Below are 18,065 nucleotides of genomic sequence, written 5' to 3' on the forward strand. Positions count from 1 at the left end.
AATCATAAATTACAACAAAAGGTTAGCACCCGAAAGTACTAACCTTTTTTCGATAGATTAATTACCCATTACCAATCAGCGACAGTGTCGGCATCAAAGTTATACGCCGCTTGAAGAATATCTCGGGCTTTAATTAAATCCGCAGCATAGGCATCCACAGCTGATGCATCTAAAACAGGTGCATCTTTAAACAATGTGTGCAAACTAACAAAGTCAGCATTCGCAGCCGTCGCTGAATGAGCAAACGGTGAGTATGGGCTAAATTGTAAGTTCAATGCAAAGCCTTTCATTTCACCCCAATGTTTTGCATAAGTAGCGAACTGATCAGCAGTAAACTCACCCGTTTTAATAACCGCTAAATCAGCAATGCTGTCATTGATATAATGAATAACAGTTGCTGCAATGGCTTTTTCCCAACCTAATGACGCAGCTTTAGCATGCGCTTTTAATTGCGTCATTTGCTCATCAGATAAAGGCGTGCCAACCACGTCAGCTAAAATTTTACGCCCTGCAATAAAGTGAGTCATTGCTTCTGCAGTTAGATCGATTGGGTTGGTTGCACCTAAATCACGTTTTGCCGCGTTTGATGAGTTACCCCAAACAAATTCTGCACCTAAATCAATGGTACCATTGCTGTTGATATCGTTTTTACCTTGGAATTCATCACGGCCGCCTTTGATCGCAATTTCTTTATCTGAATATTCAAGATAATTACGAGACGCTCCGAAATAACCAAAACCTTCATCAAATTGGTGTGCAAGTTTAGTGTACGCTTTTGTGCCATCTTGCACATTGTCTGAATTTAGACCTTCTTCAAGATAATCATCAGTACCTTGTGAAAACATCACTGCACCGAGAGTGTGCTTTTGAACCAATTGCACTAAATCTAAGCCTTCAGGGGTAATGTGTACAGGAATAACAACGTCAGTACCAACAACTTTATTCGCTTCACCGCTGTTAACTTTCGCTACTTGCGCTACAAATAAATCTAAAAGGTGCTTAATTAAACCCTCAGGAGTCGCCGCTTGAGTACCAAAATCAGACCAACCAACAAAGCTGCCGGCTGCTAACCAATCTTTATACATTTTCGAACCGTCATTACCAGCCACTTTACCGCTTAATTCTTTGCCTGAACCAGAGATATCAGCAAATGTTTTTTGCTCAAAGTTAGTTAAATCACCTAAGAAAGTCATGTTTGATTCTGAGATGGCAGCATAATCGCCCCATAAAGCATTTAACTGCGCACTGACTTGTTCAGGCGTATAGCTAGCGACATCAGATGAAACGGTACTCATGTACTCTTTAATTTCAGCCGATAAAGCGTGACGAGCAATTTGACCTGTGTAAGAGACTGACGAACCATCTGTAAATGTTGATGCAAACTCATACACATTCACACCGTTTTGCGCATCTAAATCAACAACATTAATTGTTAATGTATCTGTAAACGTTAACCCACCGGCATCAGTCACGGTAACTTCAACATCCACTGTCGCAGCATCTTCAAAATTAAGCGCTAAATTCTCTTTTAATGACAATACGCCATCAGTGATCGTAAAACGAACGTCATTGGTAGTAAAAACTAAACCTGAAGTTGAGTCATCGGTTGCAGATAATTGACCAACCACTGCACCCAACATATCTTCAGAAAAATCAGAAGATACAGTCAAAGCGATTGCTGTTGGTGCTTGATTCGTAGGAGTGACTGGAGGAGTAACTGGATCTTTTTTATCGCTTGAACCACCACAACCGGTTAAACCTAACGTTGCAGCAAGAACTGCTGAGGCCAATAAGCTTTTACGTAACATCATCTGACTATCCTTTTATAAAATAACTGGTTAGAACTTTTTATTGAGCCAGATTATATAGATATACCAATGAGAATCAATATCATTTACCTTGCTTTTTAGAGTTAAAACCATTGAAATATTGGATTATCAAGCTAACCGTTTGATTTGTATTGACAATAAAAGTAGAAATAAAATTTACAAACGTCAAGAAAAATGAAATTCACGCAACAAACCTAAAAAATATTTAAAATTCAGATAAATACTAGTTAACTTGTGCTCAGCTTAGTGACCATTAAGGGGGAGTTCGATCACAAATGAGGCACCTTTGAGTGATCCTTGTTGCAAATAAAGACGCCCATGATGCCAATCAACAATCTTGCTGACGATTGCTAAACCGAGTCCAAACCCACCTTTTTGTTTGTCTCGACTTTTATCTAACCGAATAAAAGGTTTAAACACCTGCTCCCAGTCTTGCTGATTAATCCCTGAGCCATCATCACTCACAATAAGCTTTATATGATCAGATTGCTGATTAATCTCAACTTGAACACAGCTTTGAGCATATTTTATTGCATTACCAATTAAGTTTTGCAGTACCCGTGTCATAAAATGTGCATCACAACGATAAAACACCGACTCAGTTTGCATTAACTGCAAAGACAATCCGTGGTTAAGTTGTAATTTTTCCATCGTTTGCCCTGCAAGCTCAGTTAAATTGACCTCAGTCAAATTCAGCGCTGGGGTTTCACGATCCATCTTGGCAAAGTTCAGCATTTCAGTCACCAATGCCTCGAGCTCGCTAATATCTCTGGTCATGCCATCTATGTAATTATATTGCTCCTCATTGAGTGGGTACTCTTCTAGCATTGCAATGGCGAACTTTAAACGCGCTAAAGGCGTGCGAAACTCATGAGAAACGGCTGACGTTAATTCTTTTTGCGAACTCAAGAGCTGTTTTATACGGCTCTGTAAGGCTCGTAACACATCGGTAATAGGTAACAAAGCCGAGCTATACCCAGAGGCAAATTCTGCACTTTCTGGGGCCACCATATTATCGCAAGCATGGCGCAGCTTGTTAAAATCTCGCAGTAACCACAGGCTCCAGAGTCCAATAGGCAAGCCGATTAACAGCAACATCACTAAATATGGCCAACTCGAATCAAAATTAGGAGTCACTATGTCTATCGGGCCTAATTGTAATAATTGCTGCTGTGGGAGTTGAAAGTACCAACTTGCCTGTTGCTGCTGATTAAACAACAACACCGCTTCGCCACGGGCTAATTGCGCCTGCTGTTCTGGCAAAAAGGCAATCTCATTAATCTGGAAAATCGCACTGGGGTAATGCTGCTGAACTTGTTGTAAACCATCTGGGTAGGTGAGCAATAAAGCAATACTGTGGGTAAATTCGGGGTGCAGCATCAGTGCTTGCTCCCCTTCTTTGTGAGGCCAAAACTTTTCGACCACTCCACTGAGTAATAACACTGACACTATGATGTATAAATATAAGCTGCCAAACAGTTTACCCATGAATTATTCCCATGCATCTGAGACAAACAAATACCCTTGCCCCCACACAGTTTTGATTCGATACGGGCGAGCTGTATTATCGATTAATTTTTTTCTTAATCGAGAAATACGTACATCAACGGTTCTGTCTAGGCCATCGTATTCGCGCCCAATCATTTTTTGATGAACATAATCTCGGTTAAGGACTTCTCCAGCATTTGAAGCCAATAACCATAATAATTCAAACTCATGCGAAGTTAAGATAACTTCTTGCTGGTGTAAAAATACTTGCCGACTGGTTTTATCAATGCGTAATTGCCCAAACACTAGTTCTTCACTGACTTTTACTGGTTGCTGACGCCTTAATACGGCATTAATGCGAGCAAGTAACACCCGCGGCTCAACAGGTTTAATTACGTAATCATCCGCACCAAACTCTAAACCAACAACCTGATCAAAATCTTCTCCTTTGGCTGTTAACATTAAAATAGGCACGTTAAATCTATCTCTCACTTCACGACACACAGTAAAACCGTCTTTTCCTGGTAGCATGACATCTAAAATAATTAAATCAGGCATACGTTTATGCAGTGCAGCCATCACATCATCACCGTTAGCGATGGTCGCAACTGAAAAGCCATTATGAACTAAATACTCTTTGGTCAACTGTTGAAGTGCTAAGTCGTCTTCAACTAATAATATATGCGCCATAAGATCCCTATCTATTAAAAAAAGCTCCAAGGAGAGCGCAGTCTTCGCCTTTGAGGCTTTAGTTGACTGTTTTGCACTTGTGCTTTTACTTTATCAAGCACGACCCCTTGCTTTGTTCTTGATAACAAATATACGGTATCAAACTGAATGCTCGCTTTATGATGGTAATTTATTTCTCGTTCTTGCCAACATTGAATGACTTTGTCGTTTTCAAACAGGCACACTTCATCGCTGCTCTGCTGTATCAACTGAACAAAAACACTGACATCACAATAAGGTGCGGTGTTATTAACAGCACAAATTTTGGGTGTCACGACTAATTTTTCAGGGTTAGTGCTGGCCTCTGAAGCTGGACATATCAGGCTGAGTACCACAGCAACCACAATCAGGGTTCTAAAAAATATATTTCAATCCTAAAAATATGCTAAGCGCATGATCTTCTTTAAATAACGGGCTCTCACTGAGCTGGCTGTAATCGTCATAACTGGCACGAACAAACACCGCTTTATCGTGCGAAAACGGCCAGGTTAACTGAACTTTTGCATAGGGAGAAAAACTATCATCAGCCAAGTAAAGTTGCTCCAGTTCCAGTGACGGATCAATACCATAATAATACTGATTCAATTGCTGACTTCGATATTGAACTCCGACCAAAGGATTGATCAGCCACTCTCCGAGCACTAACTCAGTTTCTAACTCAATACTGGCACGGGCACTGTTATAGACCCCTGTAATGTCATGTAACCAATCAATCCGCATCACAAAATCATCTGCAAAATATTGGTATTCGAATCCGCCGTCCAGTGCCCAACGTTTTTTATCTAACGTTTCAATAGACACTGAGTTTTCAAGTTTTAAATCTGAGCTTCGGTAAGAATTAAGAAAGAGGTTCGCAGGATGCCAAAAAACAAAAAAACGATTTTCTGGATTTAGTTCGGTAATTGCACTCAAAACAAAACGTTTATCCTGAATAAACGTGTAACCAAGGACACCATTATCAAAAAATACGTGTTCATCGTAATAGGCTAAATCAGGCAAAACAAGCAGTGGAATATCATCACCACCATGCAATGGATTTGTGGCAATCCCGATCCCAACTCCCACTGCAATATGCCATGTAGCCAATTTAATATCGTTGTTTTCGCTTTGCACCATCAGACTAAACACAGCTAACAAAGCAAAAAAAGAGTGTCGCATACTTAAACCTATCATGTTCTATGTGGCTACTTTAGCAAATCCCCAGCTGCGAAGCAGTAGCGCGTTACAAACAATAACAAAATGACTAAACACTCATCGATTGCGCGGTTTGATACATGGCAGTGATCAGTGGGTCTTGTAAACGATTTCGTAGCACACAAATACCTATTTCAAATGCAGGAGGTTGAAACGGTGCAGAGATGATTTGTACTTTATCAAGCAGTGGACTGTTATCTAACACTATCTGAGGGACTAACGCGACACCAAACCCTAAACTCACCATCGACACAATCGCTTCATTCCCCGCTACTTGCGCATAGATTGATGGTTTGATGTTCATTTTTTTCCACCAGCTTTCCAAACGCTTACGATTAAGGCCCATTTCAGGAACTATGTAGGGCAAAGATTGCCAAGGCGTTTCTTGTTTATCACGCTGGCAATTCGCCAGCTGCTGGGCGATCTCACCATGACCGATCGGCGCGATAAATTGCAGACTCGAATAACCAGTCGAACAAAATGCTAAGTTTGCCGGTAAGTGATCGGGCCGCGCGGCAATTGCCATATCTTCATGGCCTTCGAGTACCCGGTCGAGAGCTAACGCGGGATCCCCTGTGTGTAACTTAATTTCGACTTGCTGATAATTTAACCTAAATTGTTCCAGCAATTTGTACAAAAAACTATAAGAAGCCGTGACTGAGCAAAACAAACTAAGCTCTCCGACTAACTGCTCTGTCTGTTGTTCAAATGACAGCTTAAGTTGTTGCCATTGCTGCAGTGAGAGTTTGGCATACTCAATAAATGCCTTTCCATGAGCTGTTAAACGCACTGTACGGTTATCTCGTAAAAATAAGTCGACGCCCAATGACTCTTCGAGTTGTTTAATATTGCGACTTAACGTCGGAGCACTGACATGACAGCGCTCACTGGCTCGGGCGAAATGTAATGTATCTGCTAATGCTAAAAATAATTGCAAAGTGCGTTGATCTATCATGAGTTCATTCCACTAGAGCATTTCAAAATATGAAACACTCTAGTGCAAATATATCATTTTACGCAAGGTTATTTATTCATTACATTAATTTTAAGCGCAACCTGAGAGCAGCGTTGCCAAGATTTCAAGGATTTTAACAAATGTCGAAAAATTATTTTAATAGCTTAAGCCTACGTGAACAATTGGCGCAATTAGCCCAATGTGAATTTATGGATGCCTCAGAATTTGATGATGGTGTTGACGTACTTATTGGTAAAAAGCTTGTCATTGTCGGTTGTGGTGCACAAGGTCTTAACCAAGGATTAAACTTACGTGACTCAGGTTTAGATGTCAGCTACGCCTTGCGCGAATCAGCAATTGCCGAAAAACGTCAATCGTTTTTAAACGCTTCAGATAATGGCTTTGTGGTTGGCACTTACGAGCAATTGATCCCAACGGCTGATTTAGTATTAAATCTCACTCCTGATAAACAGCATACTTCAGTCGTCACTGCCGTCATGCCATTAATGAAACAAGGCTCTACACTTGCCTATTCTCATGGGTTTAATATTGTCGAAGAAGGCATGCAAGTTCGCTCTGACATCACTGTAATAATGGTGGCTCCAAAATGTCCGGGGACAGAAGTACGTGAAGAATATAAACGTGGTTTCGGTGTACCCACTTTAATAGCGGTTCACCCTGAAAACGACCCTGAAGGTAAAGGTTTAGCACAAGCTAAGGCTTACGCAGCTGGCACTGGCGGTCATCGTGCAGGTGTTTTACTGTCATCGTTTATTGCTGAAGTAAAATCAGATCTGATGGGCGAGCAAACCATTTTATGTGGCATGTTGCAAACTGGCTCTATTTTATGTTTCAACAAGATGGTCGAAAAAGGCATCGATGCCGCCTACGCATCAAAACTTATCCAATATGGCTGGGAAGTGATCACTGAAGCATTAAAATATGGTGGTGTCACCAATATGCTCGATAGACTCACGAACCCTGCAAAAATCAAAGCTTTTGAACTAAGCGAAGAGCTGAAGCAAATCATGCGTCCGTTATACAACAAACATATGGATGACATTATCAGCGGTGAGTTTTCATCTGGCATGATGGCTGATTGGGCCGAAGACGATGCAAAATTACTCGGCTGGCGCGCAGAAACAGGTGAAACTGCATTTGAGAAGCAAACAAATACAGACGAGTCAATCAGCGAGCAGGCCTTCTTCGATAAAGGTATTTTAATGGTCGCCATGGTCAAAGCTGGTGTTGAACTTGCTTATGAAACCATGACGGCGGCAGGCATTAAAGCAGAATCAGCTTATTACGAATCTCTGCATGAAACACCATTAATTGCCAATACCATTGCACGCAAAAAGTTATTCGAAATGAACCGTACCATTTCTGATACCGCTGAATATGGCTGTTACCTCTATAACCATGCATGTTTACCACTTTTAGCTGACTTCATGAAAAACATCGAGACTGATGTGATTGGTGAAGGTTTGCAATTAAGTTCGACGGGTGTCGACAATGCCAAGCTCATCGCGGTAAACAAAGCGTTACGTGAGCACCCGGTTGAAATAATTGGCACCACATTACGTGGTTATATGTCAGCGATGAAGCCGATTGTTTAACATTTAAACTTTTCGTTTGTTAAGTCCCAAGCCTAATAACTCCCTGATATTAGGCTTTTTTCTTTATTAGAAACAGATTCATCCCTTCTTGCAGTAAACACAACAAAATAACCATGCTAAAGTAAGCATCATTACAAGTCACTGTAGGTATAAAAAGTTGTCGTTTTCCCTTTCAATTAAACAAAAAGTTGCACTTGTCGCCACGCTTGTGGCAATCGTTGTTGCATCGTTAATTGGCGCCAGCGCCATCTACTCAGCCAAAAACATCATCGAAAAAAGGATGATTGAGTCAGAACTTCCGAGTAAAGTCGAAGAAATCAATAACTATGTAGCAAAAGAAATTAGCTTGCTCTTAATGGCAAGTGAGCAACTCGCCAGTAACGAGTTTGTATTAAATTGGGCTGCGCAGCCGTCACAGCAAGACGATGCTTTATTGTTAAAAGAACTCAACCGAATCGTCCGCCAATATGATTTAGCGACCGCTTCTTGGGCCAATCGCAACACCAATCAATATTGGAACCAAGAGGGTTTTTTACGCGTGCTGACCCCAGAACAAGATGGTTGGTTTTTTTCGTTTGTTAATACCTCAGAAAACTCTCTGATCAGTATTTATCAGGAAAGTCCTGGCGATGTAAAAATGTTTGTTAACCACCAGCAAACTAATGGTGTTGGTCTGGCAGGGCTCGCCAAAAGCATTGATGATATGCAATCTATTTTGCAGAAATTCAAAATTGAACAAACTGGCTTTGTTTACCTTGTTAATCAAGAAGGACTTGTTCAACTTCATAAAAACGATCAGTTCGTTGCCAAACAAACCATAGATCAAATTTATCAGCAACCTCTGAGTCGTGAGTTGCTTAATCGTCAGCGTTTTACTTACCGCGAAGTATCTATTGAAGGAAAACCTCATTTAATTGCAACGAGCCCAGTCAAAAATACTCAACTATACATAGTCGCTCAAGTGCCAAAAGATGAAGTTTTTTCAGCTCTAGACAGTTTAACCTGGAAGATTGTCACTATTTCGTTAGTTGTAGCTATGTTGGCAAGTATTTTTGGCTTGTTATTGGCATCAACAATTAGTGCTCCCCTGCAAAAAATCACTCAGTTATTCACGGAACTTGGCGCAGGTGAAGCGCGACTTAATTACCGCCTACCTCAGAGTAATCAGCCTGAATTAAACCGGTTAAGCAGTGGGTTTAATTTATTTCTTAATAAAATTGAAGATGCCATGCATCGAGTTTCCAATGAAAGCCACGAAATAAAAGAGGCCTCTGAAGCGGTCTATTCACAATCACAAGTGAATGCAGGTCAAATTGAGCAACAAAAAGACCAAACAATGTCAGTGGCGGCAGCGATTAATGAAATGGGGGCGACAGTGCAAGAAATAGCCGCCAGTGCTGGTCATGCAGCAAAATTGACCGAGCAAAGTGCGCAACATGTGCTGTCAACTCAACAAAGGGTGAGTCAAAGCCAACACGATATCACCCAACTGGCTCGTAACATTGAACAAGCCAGCACAAAAATCCATGCCTTAGCTGATAAAACCTCGCAAATTGGCTCTGTGGTCGATGTTATTCGTAGTATTTCTGAGCAAACCAATTTATTAGCACTGAATGCCGCCATCGAGTCTGCCCGAGCTGGTGAACATGGCCGAGGTTTTGCCGTTGTTGCTGATGAAGTCAGGGAGCTGGCAAAACGAACATCTGTTTCCACCGATGAAATTCAAAAGACTATTATTGAATTAAATAATACATCCAATGAAGTTGTCAGCGATATTGCACAATCACAACAAACGGCGACTGTCGGTGTGACATCAATGAATGAAGCCGTGAACGAGTTAAAAGATATTGTCAACATGGTCAACCAAATCAATGAAATGACCACCGTGATTGCCTGTGCAACTGAAGAACAAAGTAAAGTTGTCAGTGAAGTTGGCCAGAATGTCGAACAAATCAGTACAATCAATGAAGAGGCTGTCCACAATCAGCAAGGGGTGACTGGCGCAATCGCTTCTTTGAAGGATTCAGCACAATCACTCGATGGTCTCGTTGAATCTTTTAAACTTGAAAAACAATGAGGATAAAAATGACACGTCCACAATCGGGCATTTTTGCCGAACAAAGTACAGCATTTGAAGTCATTGAATACCGAGCAAAAACGGGTGCTACGCTTCAGCAAATCCGCATGGCATTAGCGGAACTTAAGCAACAACTTGATACTATTGAACTCGTGATTGGGTTTGGCCCGAAATTGTTGCAAACATTGACTGGCTCAAACGAAACGATATTTGATGAATATACACCGCGCCAAAGTAGCCATGGACACCAAGCACCTGCAACGCAAACAGACTTATTTTTATGGTTTCACAGCAACGACCAAAATAACTTAGCGGAAGCACTCATAGACCTTCAGCCTATTATGGAAAAGGTGATGACAATGACTCAGCAGTGCAGTGGGTTCAAATATCGTGATAACCGTGACTTGACTGGGTTTGTTGATGGCTCTGCCAATCCAAAAGACTTGGCAGCGAAGCAACAAGCCGCACTAGTGGCTGCCGAACATCCATTAGCCGGTGGAAGTTTTATTCTTGGGCAAATCTGGCAACATCAACTAAGCAAGTTTCACCACCAATCAATCTCTGAACAAGAGCAAATCATTGGTCGAACTAAAGCAGATTCCATTGAGCTATCTGGTAAAGCTATGCCCAATAACTCTCATGTCAGCCGAACCGACTTAACGATTGATGAGGTCGCGCAAAAAATGTATCGTCGCAGCATGCCTTTTGCGAATGCAAGCCAACAGGGATTATATTTTCTTGGGTTTAGCTGCCAGTTATCACGTTTCGATGCACTACTCGATAGTATGTATGGGTTAACGGACGACGGAATTACTGATCGGCTGTTGGATTTTTCTCAGCCTGTTTCTGGCTCATACTGGTTTGCTCCAAGTGAAGACATGCTAGCAACGCTCCTGCAAAGCTAAATAGAAACCTTATGTAACAAATCAATCACTGCAAAAACATCATTCTGGTTATATAGTTATATGATAATGAGTGAAAAAAAACTCACTCATGTGACGGTATATTGGGTGAGGTGTCTGATGAATATCAAACTATTTATATGTTTTTGCAGTGTTATTTACTTAGCTGGGTGCCAAAGCACATCCCCCTCCGCCCCGCTAACGCCACCCGATATTTTGAATAATGTTTCGTTTGAGCATCAACCAGTAGAGTCTGTTGAAGAAATTTTCTCACTCTCTCCTGAGATAATTAATCAATTTCATCAATCAATACATCACACTCCTGATGCAAAAATCATGACTCGGGAATTGCTTACTTTTATTTTTGAATCTTCAACCAATAAACTCAATTATGTTTCTGGCTCAACACTTACAGCAAATCAAACCTTTAGTCAGCAAAACGCGAATTGCCTCTCTTTGTCGATTTTAGCCCATGCGTTGGCTGAAGAGCTTGGGTTAGATTCTCGTTTTCAGCGGGTTTATATCCCTGAATATTGGGCACTCGATCAGGGTTTCAATATGCTGACCGGACATGTTAATTTAAAAATCAACCGCCAAGCATTCGAATCTCAAGATGGCGTGACACGATTTTACAATTATGCAGATAGCTTGACCGTTGATTTTGATCCAAACTCTCGCGAACAAGGTTTCCCAACACAATTTATTGATAAATCAGTGATTGCAGCGATGTTTTATAACAACAAAGGCGCACAAGCATTGGTCAATCAACAATATGATCGAGCGTTTAGTTACTTTAAAGCAGGGATTGATATTGCACCCCATTATTCAGGCTCGTGGGGCAATGTAGGTATATTATTCAAACTCAACAATCAGTATAACGCAGCTGAGCAAGCTTATCAGTTCGCTATTAAGCTAGATGAAGATAACAATACTGCAAAAGGTAACTTAGCTATTTTATTGTCACTCACCGGTCGTGAAGAACAAGCAAAAGTAATTCAAGATGAACTTGAACTAAAACGACAATCCAACCCTTATTACCACATAGCGAAAGGCAATGAGGCCTACATTCATAATGAATACCAAATGGCGATGCGTCATTACCGCAAAGCGTTAACGTTGGATAAAAAAAGCCACGAATCGTACTTTGGTCTTGCTAGAAGCTATTACCAACTCGGTGACACTAAATTGGCTGAGCGCTATTTGAAACAAGCACATAAAAGCGCTCGGTTTAGTTTTGACATCGAACGTTATCAAAGTAAATTATCTCATTTAAGTGCGGCAATAAACTATTGAAAATAACAGCATGCCTTTGCCTTGTTTTTTGCTCGTTTACAGGGTTAGCAAGTTCACTGATGAGCGACTTAACGACATTAGCCAGCGATGACATGCTTGGCAGAAAAACGGGCACATCCGGTAGTCACTCCGCCGCCCTTTTTATTGAGCAGCAGTTTTCAACTGAGGGCTTGAGCCAATATCAAGGACGGTTTTTACATCCATTTAATTACCGAAGCGGCTTTACAAATAAACAAGGCGTGAATGTCATCGCGCAATTAGGCGCCTTAGATAACCACCAACCGCTCATTGTATTCACTGCACATTACGACCACCTAGGGCAACGCGGTCATAAAATTTTTAACGGCGCTGATGATAATGCCTCTGGAGTTGCTGCATTACTTCACCTTGCAAGACAGTTTAAAAGTCAGACAATTCATCACACCATGTTATTTGTTGCCACTGACGCTGAAGAGAATGGGCTGTATGGGGCAAAAGCGCTTGTTCAAAACCTGTTAGATGCAGGCCATAAAGTGGTCTTAAACATTAACTTAGATATGCTGGCCATTAAGCCCAAACGTGGTCATGTATTTGCTTTTGCTGATAAACGCTTAGCGCCTTTTGAAAACATAATTGAGCAATATAATCAGGCGCTAAACAGTAACATCACCTTTAGTAGCAGTAGTAACCTGATTAATCGTCTTAATAAAACGGACAAAATAGATTGGCGTCGAGCCAGTGATCATAGTGCGTTTCGGGAGCAGAAAATCCCATTTTTATATTTCGGAGTCGGCACGCATAAATACTACCATACCGATAAAGATGAAGTGTCAAACATCGATGTTGAATTTTATCACACCACAGTGCAGGCAATTGAGCTAATTAGTTTGGCATTAGATCAGCAAAATTTAGCTGCATTGTTGCTTGATGCTGATAGTTAACTTGTTGATGTCGTTCACACCAAGTCTGCTTTTGTTTTTTTGTGAGTTTTTTAAGGGCTATTTCTAATTTTGTTGCTTCACTGCGATTACCCACTGGCGTAGAAAATACTAATGTCAGCGGTTGCTTACCACGTAAGTTCTTAGCGCCACGCCCCAGCTGATGCTGTTCGAAGCGCTTTAAAACATCGGTGCTAATCCCAATATACCAATGCCCTAAACGAGTTTGTACGATATAAACAAACCACATCGCTTGCGGTGTATCTGCCTGATTATTTTCCTGTTTGGAACTATTAATCGCCATAAGGGTCAAATTTAAACTTTTCCACATTGCCTGCAACAGGTATCATGCTATCAGTAAGCCAATAAGGATTAAAATAAAGAATGCAGTGGTTAAAATATTTATTAGTTTCATTAATGGTTGTGTCTGCCTCAGGATGCGCAAACTGGGTTTATCGTATGAATATTCCACAAGGGAATTTTTTAGAACAAAAAGACATCGATAGATTGCGTATTGAAATGACTCGCGAGCAAGTCTTATATGTATTAGGTAAGCCTGTTGCTGAAGATGCGTTTGATAATTCAGTTTGGCATTATATGTACTTACTGAATCATGGTCGTAGCTCAGAAATGCGCAAATCACTCCAAGTTCATTTTGACGGTGACAAGTTAAAAAGTATTAGTGGTGATTACGAAGTCCCTGAAGAGTTTAATATCCCCTTAGAGGGATAGGAAAATAGCACAAGCTGCTAGCGATAAAAAAGAGGCTAAACGCCTCTTTTTTATTTTAAAGGTTTGCCGCCGGTTATTTTGTTGGCGCGCCCTTCCTCTTTCGCTTTTTCGGCTCGTTTTCTTCGCGCATCTTTTGGATCGGCGATAAGGGGCCGGTATATTTCAATGCGATCTCCCTCTTTTAAAATTTGCGTTAATTTACAGGTCCGATTCCATACCCCGACAGTCATAGAGTCTTTATCGATTTGTGGACACTTTTCTAAAATGCCCGATGCAATAATGGCCTCTTCAACCTGTGCCCCTTCGGCCACTTCAACACGTAAGCACGTTGCTGAATCTGGTAATGCATACACCACTTCAATTTTCATCAGCGCACTCCATAAACTTGCTTGGCTCGTTGAGTAAAAGCAGTAATCATATTGGTCGCTACTTCATTAAACACCTTGCCAAAAGCCATTTCTACCAATCGATTGGTAAATTCAAACTCGAGGTCCAATGACACTTTACAGGCATGTTCATCAAGTACTTTAAATGTCCAACCACCGCTTAATGTTTTAAACGGCCCATCGAGTAATTGCATATGAACAGCTTGATTTTCAATAAGCGTATTTTTGGTGGTAAACCACTTTTTTAAACCCGCTTTAGAGATTTCTAAAGCCGCGGTCATTTCATTGGCTGATTGAGCAATAATTTTCGCGTCAGAACAATGAGGTAAAAACTCAGCATACGCACTAACATCATTCACCAAGTGATACATTTCTTGGGCACTGTACATCACCAGCGCATTTCTACTGATTTGAGGCATAACATCTCCGATTTAATGCGGGGATTCTAGCAAGGTTTAGCGCTAAACAAAATACGTTCTCAAAGCCCTAAAAAAATGGATGTAAATATTCAAACAATCCGTATAATAATCGCCACTATGGCAAATAAAAAATCAAAACCAGGTAGCAATACCATAGCGCTTAATAAAAAAGCGCGACACGAGTACTCGCTCACAGATAAAATTGAAGCTGGCCTTGAATTACAAGGCTGGGAAGTAAAAAGCATTCGTGCGGGTAAAGTTAATATTTCTGATACCTATATTCATCTTAAAAATGGTGAAGCTTTCCTATTGGGGTCTCAGATCCAACCTTTAAACAGCGCATCAACACATGTTGTGTGTGATCCTTATCGTTATCGTAAGTTGTTATTAAAAAAACGAGAGATAGACCGATTAGTTGGCTCCACTGAGCGTGATGGATTCACGCTGGTTGCAACCGCTATGTATTGGAAAAAATGTTGGGTTAAGCTTGAGTTTCACTTAGCCAAAGGTAAAAAACTCCATGACAAACGTGCTGATGGGAAAGATAAAGATTGGGCACGTGAAAAAGAACGCACCATGAAGCATTCTGCAAGATAAATAAACCTTCAATAAAAGCCGCTTTGCATATGCGGCTTTTTTGATCTGCACGCGCTATCGCCGTACCAGCCATCTCTTATTGCGCATATTTCTCATTATACAGTGAGTGCCAGCGTATTTTTTATAACGAATATGTCCGCCTTCTGCTGCGCATTCACACTTACGGTATAACGTCACCAATGCATTTCTTGTAACAAAACAGTTAATTGCAAGCTACCAATTTACATGATATTAATATATATGAGTTTTTTACTCACATTATTATAATAGTAATAAGGATATCTATCATGTCACGCGCTACTCAATTTAGCCTCAGTAAACTGGCTATTGCTATTTCATCTTGCTCTTTACTTCTCACTGCAAACACCCATGCTCAAGAGGAAGAAATCGAAAAAATTGAAATTACGGGATCTCATATTAAAAGAACGGATCTCGCAGGCCCATCCCCGGTCAGCTCACTTTCTGCTGCTGATATTGCTAACACAGGGGCAACAGATTTAATTGCATTATTTGCCAAGCTGCCAATTTCAGGTCAAGGCACTTTTTCTACACAAGCCAATAGCAGTGATGACACAGCGAATGGTGGCTCAAGTGTGTCACTTCGTGGTTTAGGTGCGGATTCGACTCTTATTTTAGTTAACGGACGCCGTGTTTCTGTTAGTCCATTTGCAAAAGGGATCGATACTGCATTCGTAGACATCAATAACATCCCTGTTTCTGCAATTAAGCGTGTTGATATATTAAAAGATGGTGCATCTGCAACTTATGGTTCTGATGCTGTCGCTGGTGTAATCAATATTGTGTTACGTGATGATATTGATGGTGCTGAAATTTCAGCAAAAATTGGCGGTACAGCTGATGGCGGCGGTGGCGAAGATAATTTAAGCATTGTGTGGGGCAACACAACTGACAAAAGTAACCACACGTTCATTTTAGATTATTTTAGCCGTGATGAAGTGCTTTATGCTGATCGTGATTATGCCAAGTCATCTAATCAATCAGCATTAAACCCAAATGACCCGTTTGCGACTGACTTTAGAAGTTCTTCAGGTATTCCGGGCACTATCGCATTAAAATCAGATCCAACTAACCGAATTCCAGATACATTTGGCGCCGACGTTTGCCCAGCTGAAGATATAGTTGGCACACTTTGTCGTTATGATTATGCCCCCTATATGACAATGGTTCCATCGACGGAGCGTTTTAGCTTTAACTATTTAGGTAAGTATGAAATTAACGATTCACTTCGTGCATTTGCTGAATTAAATGGCCAAAACTCAAAAGTCACCATTAAAGGCGCCGGTAGCCCGAGCTTTAATGAATTGTTTATGGACGGTGACAACGTAAATCATCCATTTGCCAATATGCCTGAGCATGAATTTTTTGGTCAAGATCTCACCATGAGACGCCGTATGGTTGATATTGGTAACCGTAAAAAAGAAGTTGATTCTGATTACTTACGCACTGTGCTAGGACTCAAAGGTGAAGTAGGAGATTGGAGTTGGGAAGCAGCATATAGCTATATAAAAAGTAAATCAGTTGAACGTGGTGTTGATGGTTTCCCTAACTCACGCCGTGTACAAGAAGCCATTGATAATGGTTCATGGGACCCGTTTGAACCTTCTAAAAACTCTCAACAAGCGCTTGATTTTATTGAAACAACTACCACTCGCGTCGGTAAATCAACCAATCGCATTTGGGATGCTAAAATCTCAGGTCCTCTGATGGACATCTCTACAGGCGAAGTGATGGTTGCGATCGGTGTTGAGCACCGTAAAGAAACCATTAGCGATAACCCAGATGATCAATTCTTACGTGGTGAAGTATTTGGTACAGAAGCAACGCAAGCAAATGGTGAACGTGACAACACTGCGGTGTTTGCTGAGCTCGCGATTCCAGTTATGGATAATTTCGAAATGCAATTTGCAATTCGACACGAAGACTATAGCGACTTTGGTACAACCACTGATCCTAAAGTATCGTTCTTATGGAGTGCGACTGAAGATGTCTCGCTTCGTGGTTCTTGGGGGACAGCGTTCCGTGCTCCATCACTTGCGCAGTTAGGGCTTGGTCGCACTGATGAATCGCCAAACTTAGTCGATAAACTTCGTTGTGATGCAATCGGTAATATTAATAAAGCGTGTGAACCACAAGAATACACCGCTATTTTTGAAGGTAATCCTGATTTAGGACCTGAAGAATCGCAAAGCTATAACTTAGGTCTTATTTATAATGTGACCGAAAACTTAGACTTCTCAGTTGATTACTACAGCTATGATATTGAGAACATTATTGATTCCGACACTCAACACTTGCTCAATACCAAAGGGCTTGATTCGAGCGTTGTTCAACGTATTCCTACCGGGATTGCTGGCGACCCAGGTGAAATCGTGCAAATCTTTGATCGTTTCCAAAATATTGGTGACTTATCAACGACAGGCTTAGATCTTGATCTGAAATACCGCTTACCGACAGAAATGGGTGATTTTAAATTTTCATATATTTTAAATTATGTCATCGACTTTAAAGATGAGCGCCCTGATGGACAAGGTGGAAAACGTACCAATATCGCTGAAGGAGACTTTGAACAACCACAATATCGTTGGACTGCAGGTGTTGATTGGTCTAAAGATGATATGACTGCGTATTTAGGTATTAACTTTATTGATTCATTTAAACAACAAGAAGCTGTTCAACAAGATGGAATGAGTGACGTTGATTCAATGATGACCGTTGATACATCATTTAATTACCATGGAATCGAAAACACAGTTTTCACGGTTGGTGTCACCAACTTACTTAATGAAGAACCACCTTTTGCATACCATGACTTTATGGGCTTTGCTGTCAATGTGCATAGTGGCCAAGGTCGCTTTGCTTATTTACAAGCAAGCTATAAGTTCTAATTAGTAATTGTTTAAAGCCATACTT

Annotated in this window: 17 protein-coding genes; 8 read left to right on the forward strand and 9 right to left on the reverse strand. The window is 40.9% G+C overall.

The annotated features are described in order from the left end of the window. Nucleotides 1–68 precede the first annotated feature (68 nt). The 6 genes from PULV_RS03940 to ilvY all read right to left on the reverse strand — a co-directional run bounded on the left by PULV_RS03940 (nucleotide 69) and on the right by ilvY (nucleotide 6,192). Nucleotides 69–1,811 carry a DUF4856 domain-containing protein gene (locus tag PULV_RS03940; protein WP_193330972.1) on the reverse strand — a complete coding sequence of 581 codons (1,743 nt, stop codon included), beginning with the start codon at nucleotides 1,809–1,811 and terminating at the stop codon, nucleotides 69–71. Between the two features lie 261 nt (nucleotides 1,812–2,072). Then, nucleotides 2,073–3,317, reverse strand: a complete 1,245-nt coding sequence (locus PULV_RS03945) for a sensor histidine kinase (RefSeq protein WP_193330973.1) — start codon at nucleotides 3,315–3,317, stop codon at nucleotides 2,073–2,075. Between the two features lie 3 nt (nucleotides 3,318–3,320). Beyond that, nucleotides 3,321–4,007 carry a response regulator gene (locus PULV_RS03950; RefSeq protein ID WP_193330974.1) on the reverse strand — a complete coding sequence of 229 codons (687 nt, stop codon included), beginning with the start codon at nucleotides 4,005–4,007 and terminating at the stop codon, nucleotides 3,321–3,323. Nucleotides 4,008–4,021: 14 nt separating this feature from the next. After that, nucleotides 4,022–4,390, reverse strand: coding sequence for a DUF3019 domain-containing protein (locus PULV_RS03955; protein ID WP_193330975.1), 369 nt, complete (start codon nucleotides 4,388–4,390; stop codon nucleotides 4,022–4,024). A gap of 10 nt (nucleotides 4,391–4,400) precedes the next feature. After that, nucleotides 4,401–5,204: a MipA/OmpV family protein gene (locus PULV_RS03960; protein ID WP_193330976.1), complete on the reverse strand. Its 804-nt coding sequence runs from the start codon at nucleotides 5,202–5,204 to the stop codon at nucleotides 4,401–4,403. A gap of 85 nt (nucleotides 5,205–5,289) precedes the next feature. Continuing rightward, a complete protein-coding gene (ilvY, locus tag PULV_RS03965; protein WP_193331256.1) occupies nucleotides 5,290–6,192 on the reverse strand; it encodes an HTH-type transcriptional activator IlvY in 903 nt (300 codons plus the stop codon). A 143-nt stretch (nucleotides 6,193–6,335) separates the two neighbouring features. Here ilvY and ilvC point away from each other — a divergent pair, with 143 nt between their 5' ends. The 5 genes from ilvC to PULV_RS03990 all read left to right on the forward strand — a co-directional run bounded on the left by ilvC (nucleotide 6,336) and on the right by PULV_RS03990 (nucleotide 13,003). Continuing rightward, the gene (ilvC, locus tag PULV_RS03970) at nucleotides 6,336–7,811 is read left to right on the forward strand and encodes a ketol-acid reductoisomerase (protein WP_193330977.1); all 1,476 of its coding nucleotides are present in this window, start codon (nucleotides 6,336–6,338) and stop codon (nucleotides 7,809–7,811) included. Between the two features lie 157 nt (nucleotides 7,812–7,968). Continuing rightward, on the forward strand, nucleotides 7,969–9,888 hold the full coding sequence (locus tag PULV_RS03975) for a methyl-accepting chemotaxis protein (protein WP_193330978.1): 1,920 nt from the start codon (nucleotides 7,969–7,971) through the stop codon (nucleotides 9,886–9,888). A gap of 8 nt (nucleotides 9,889–9,896) precedes the next feature. Next, a complete protein-coding gene (locus tag PULV_RS03980; protein ID WP_193330979.1) occupies nucleotides 9,897–10,793 on the forward strand; it encodes a Dyp-type peroxidase in 897 nt (298 codons plus the stop codon). Nucleotides 10,794–10,910: 117 nt separating this feature from the next. Beyond that, nucleotides 10,911–12,083 carry a tetratricopeptide repeat protein gene (locus PULV_RS03985; RefSeq protein ID WP_193330980.1) on the forward strand — a complete coding sequence of 391 codons (1,173 nt, stop codon included), beginning with the start codon at nucleotides 10,911–10,913 and terminating at the stop codon, nucleotides 12,081–12,083. A 59-nt stretch (nucleotides 12,084–12,142) separates the two neighbouring features. Then, nucleotides 12,143–13,003, forward strand: a complete 861-nt coding sequence (locus PULV_RS03990) for a M20/M25/M40 family metallo-hydrolase (protein ID WP_193330981.1) — start codon at nucleotides 12,143–12,145, stop codon at nucleotides 13,001–13,003. Here the strand turns inward: PULV_RS03990 and PULV_RS03995 are convergent. Beyond that, on the reverse strand, nucleotides 12,945–13,304 hold the full coding sequence (locus PULV_RS03995) for a GIY-YIG nuclease family protein (RefSeq protein WP_086743205.1): 360 nt from the start codon (nucleotides 13,302–13,304) through the stop codon (nucleotides 12,945–12,947). The genes PULV_RS03990 and PULV_RS03995 overlap by 59 nt on opposite strands. A gap of 80 nt (nucleotides 13,305–13,384) precedes the next feature. On the opposite strand from PULV_RS03995, the gene PULV_RS04000 reads away from it, so the two are divergent. Then, nucleotides 13,385–13,732: an outer membrane protein assembly factor BamE gene (locus tag PULV_RS04000; RefSeq protein WP_086742839.1), complete on the forward strand. Its 348-nt coding sequence runs from the start codon at nucleotides 13,385–13,387 to the stop codon at nucleotides 13,730–13,732. Nucleotides 13,733–13,782: 50 nt separating this feature from the next. Here the strand turns inward: PULV_RS04000 and PULV_RS04005 are convergent, their stop codons facing one another. Both PULV_RS04005 and PULV_RS04010 read right to left on the reverse strand, forming a co-directional pair. Next, nucleotides 13,783–14,103, reverse strand: coding sequence for an RnfH family protein (locus PULV_RS04005; protein ID WP_086742838.1), 321 nt, complete (start codon nucleotides 14,101–14,103; stop codon nucleotides 13,783–13,785). Further along, nucleotides 14,100–14,537, reverse strand: coding sequence for a type II toxin-antitoxin system RatA family toxin (locus PULV_RS04010; protein ID WP_086742837.1), 438 nt, complete (start codon nucleotides 14,535–14,537; stop codon nucleotides 14,100–14,102). The genes PULV_RS04005 and PULV_RS04010 overlap by 4 nt, the downstream gene beginning before the upstream one ends. 117 nt (nucleotides 14,538–14,654) lie before the next feature. On the opposite strand from PULV_RS04010, the gene smpB reads away from it, so the two are divergent. Both smpB and PULV_RS04020 read left to right on the forward strand, forming a co-directional pair. Next, nucleotides 14,655–15,134 carry an SsrA-binding protein SmpB gene (smpB, locus tag PULV_RS04015; protein WP_086743204.1) on the forward strand — a complete coding sequence of 160 codons (480 nt, stop codon included), beginning with the start codon at nucleotides 14,655–14,657 and terminating at the stop codon, nucleotides 15,132–15,134. 287 nt (nucleotides 15,135–15,421) lie between these two features. Next, nucleotides 15,422–18,040, forward strand: a complete 2,619-nt coding sequence (locus tag PULV_RS04020; RefSeq protein ID WP_086742836.1) for a TonB-dependent receptor — start codon at nucleotides 15,422–15,424, stop codon at nucleotides 18,038–18,040. Nucleotides 18,041–18,065: the final 25 nt, after the last annotated feature.

Source organism: Pseudoalteromonas ulvae UL12 (assembly GCF_014925405.1).
Taxonomy (GTDB): Bacteria; Pseudomonadota; Gammaproteobacteria; order Enterobacterales; family Alteromonadaceae; genus Pseudoalteromonas; species Pseudoalteromonas ulvae.